Here is a 3483-nt window from a genome sequence, read left to right as displayed (position 1 = left end):
CCCTAATAATGTATTGCAATATGAAACTAATAATATATCAGGCATTATGGTTAACATGTCTTCGGAATCACTTATTCATATGTATAACAAGTTCAAGGATGAAGGTTTGTTTGACTTAAATATTAGAAAATATATTAAAAATAAAACCGTTGATGAAGCTATCAAGATGACTTTAGATAAGGAAAGAGATAATTTTTGGTTTTATAATAATGGACTAACAATTGCCTGTAGTGAGTACGTTTTAGATGGAAATAAGGTTAAACTTTATGATTTTTCGATTGTTAATGGTGGACAGACTACTAATAGAATTGGTAATTATAAAGGAAGTAATAATGACAAATTTTATCTTCCATGTAAAATTATAAGCATAAAGAATGATGATCAAAAACTTTATTCAAAGATAGCTGAGGCCACAAACTCTCAAAAACCAATTAATCCAAGAGATTTAAAATCAAATTCTCCTGAAATGAAGATGTTACAGAGATGGCTTGGGAAAGAAGGAGTTTATTTAGAAATTAAACGTGGTGAAAAGAAAAAACGTAATGTAAAAAATATAAAAAGTATAAAAAATGATGAACTTGGTCAGCTATTACTCTCATTTGGTTATCAGCAACCTGGTACAGCTAGAAGTGGAAAGGGAAAAATATTTGAAAATAAGCCACTATATAATAAACTGTATATGGTGAATTATGAGAAGGATCCAAATAAAAAAGAGTTTATTCTTGATTTGATTCAGTTGTCAGAGGACTATTCAATAATAGAAACGAAATTGAAGAATGGAACTACAATCACAGAAGATGATAAAGTTGTCCTGAAAAATGCGAAGTATGTGATTTTTTCTTTATTAGGACTATCTTATTTTATTGCGAATGGAGACTATTCACGTGATGATTTAAATATTAATACTTCTCCATTAAAGAACCCTAATTTGGTGTTTTCAAAGTTTATATCTAATTATAAAGCTGATGATTATGAAGAAAGACTTGAATCACTGATTGAAATAATATTAGATTCGTTATGCGATACGTATGAGGATTGTGTAGGACGTAATGAAGTTACAAGTGCCAGTAATTTATTTAAAACTGATAAGAAATATAGGGATAGTATAGTAAAGGATTTTTTAAATGTTATTAATAAGAGAACTATGAGAAATGAATTCATAAGTGCTTGTGAAATTTTAAAGAGATAGTTTGCAGGGTTTTCTTGCCAAGATGAGAACGGTGTTTACCGTTCTTTTTGCGATTTTATATTTTGCTACCTGATAAAAGGAATTGTAGGAACTTAGGTAAAGACAAGTATTTAAAAAGTAATATATAATATATCTGTTAGGGAGTGATATATTTTTGAAAAGCAGTTTTCTTAAGTTAATAAATGTTGCTGTGACTTTAGCAATATTGAAATATTGATAATTATAATTTAAAATGTTAGATAGATGTATTTTAAATAAAATATTCTAGAATAATGCAAATTTGGAGGTTAAGTAATGGCAACAAGTAATAATGCTAATATAGGTTTTGAAAAACAAATATGGGATGCAGCTTGTGTTCTTTGGGGACATATTCCAGCAGCTGATTATAGAAAGGTAATTGTAGGACTTATCTTTTTGCGTTATATCTCTAGTGCGTTTGAAAAGAGATACGTACAGCTTGTAGAAGAAGGCGATGGATTTGAAGATGACAGAGATGCTTATGCAGAAGAAAATATTTTCTTTGTACCTGAAGAAGCACGTTGGAGTACGATTTCTGCTGCGGCACATGAACCAGAAATTGGGAAAGTAATTGATGATGCCATGAGAGCAATAGAAAAAGAGAATACTAGTCTTAAGAATGTTCTTCCTAAAATTTATGCAAGCCCTGATTTAGATAAACGAGTATTAGGTGAAGTAGTAGATTTGTTTACTAATATGGACATGGGAGACACAGAAGATAGTAAGGATCTTCTTGGTAGAACATATGAATATTGTATTCAGCAGTTTGCAGCCTATGAGGGTGTAAAGGGTGGAGAATTCTACACTCCATCAAGCATTGTAAAAACTATAGTTGCTATACTAAAACCTTTTAAGAACTGTAGAGTGTACGATCCATGCTGTGGTTCTGGAGGTATGTTTGTTCAGAGTGCAAAGTTTATACAGGCACATAGTGGTAAACGTGGAGAAATAGCAGTTTATGGTCAGGAATCAAATGCTGATACTTGGAAAATGGCTAAAATGAATATGGCTATTCGTGGAATTGATGCTGATTTTGGTCCATATCAAGCAGATACTTTCTTTAATGATTTACATAAAACATTAAAAGCTGATTTTATTATGGCTAATCCACCATTTAACCTTTCTAACTGGGGACAAGAAAACCTTAAAGATGATGTTCGTTGGAAATATGGTACACCACCTGCAGGAAATGCCAACTATGCTTGGATTCAGCATATGATACATCACTTAGCACCAAATGGAAAAATTGGTCTTGTGCTTGCCAATGGAGCATTATCTACTCAAAGTAGTGGTGAAGGTGAAATTAGAAAGAATATCATAAATGCCGATCTTATTGAAGGTATTGTAGCATTACCAACACAGTTATTCTATAGTGTTACAATTCCCGTAACTCTATGGTTTATATCAAAAAATAAAAAACAAAAAAATGAAACTCTATTTATTGATGCTCGTAAAATGGGACATATGGTAGATCGTAAACATAGAGATTTCTCAGATGATGATATTCAAAAATTAGCAGATACTTTTTCTCAGTTTCAAGATGGTAATCTTGAAGATGTTAAGGGATTTTGTGCTGTAGTAGATACAAACGAAATTGAAAAACAAGATTATATTCTTACACCTGGTAGATATGTTGGTATTGAAGAAGTAGAAGAGGATGATGAACCATTTGAAGAGAAAATGGCTCGTTTGACATCTGAATTATCAGATATGTTTAAGAAGAATCATGAACTTGAGGAAGAAATCAGAAAGAATTTAGAGGCTATTGGATATGAAATATAGATTAGAAGATATATGTTCTTTCCGCAAAGAAAAGGTTGAAGTTTCATCTCTAACATTAGAGAATTATATTTCTACAGAAAATATGCTACCAAACAAAGCAGGAATTACTAAAGCAACTTCACTTCCAAAATGCAATACTACACAGAGATTTGAATGTGGTGATGTTCTTGTGTCAAATATTCGACCTTATTTCAAAAAAATTTGGAAAGCTAGATTTAATGGTGGATGTTCAAATGATGTATTAGTATTTAGTGCTAAAGAAGGATTTGATACTGAATTCCTTTATTATGTTCTTTCGGATGATTCTTTTTTTGAGTATTCAATGGCTACTTCTAAGGGAACTAAAATGCCTAGAGGTGATAAAAAATCTATTATGAATTATGAAGTTCCTGGTTTTGATATAAATATTCAGATTAAGACAGCAAGTATTTTGAAATCTATTGATGATAAAATAGAACTCAATAATAAAATAAACAATAATTTAGTGGCTTAGA

At 30.8% G+C, this 3483-nt stretch carries 3 protein-coding genes; all 3 read left to right on the top strand.

Features of this window, described 5'->3' with window-relative positions; translation table 11 throughout:
- The coding region (locus tag ACT8VG_RS08815) for an AIPR family protein (RefSeq protein WP_444195659.1) at positions 1-1189 on the top strand (1189 nt) is incomplete at its 5' end.
- A 294-nt stretch (positions 1190-1483) separates the two neighbouring features.
- A complete protein-coding gene (locus ACT8VG_RS08810) occupies positions 1484-2989 on the top strand; it encodes an N-6 DNA methylase (protein WP_444195658.1) in 1506 nt (501 codons plus the stop codon).
- A complete protein-coding gene (locus ACT8VG_RS08805) occupies positions 2979-3482 on the top strand; it encodes a restriction endonuclease subunit S (protein WP_444195657.1) in 504 nt (167 codons plus the stop codon). Before ACT8VG_RS08810 ends, ACT8VG_RS08805 begins: the two co-directional genes overlap by 11 nt.
- Position 3483 lies beyond the last annotated feature (1 nt).

Origin of the sequence: Catenibacterium sp., assembly GCF_052354645.1 — a bacterium.
In the GTDB taxonomy this organism is placed as follows: domain Bacteria; phylum Bacillota_I; class Bacilli_A; order Erysipelotrichales; family Coprobacillaceae; genus Catenibacterium; species Catenibacterium mitsuoka_A.
This window is presented reverse-complemented; position numbering and strand designations above follow the sequence as displayed.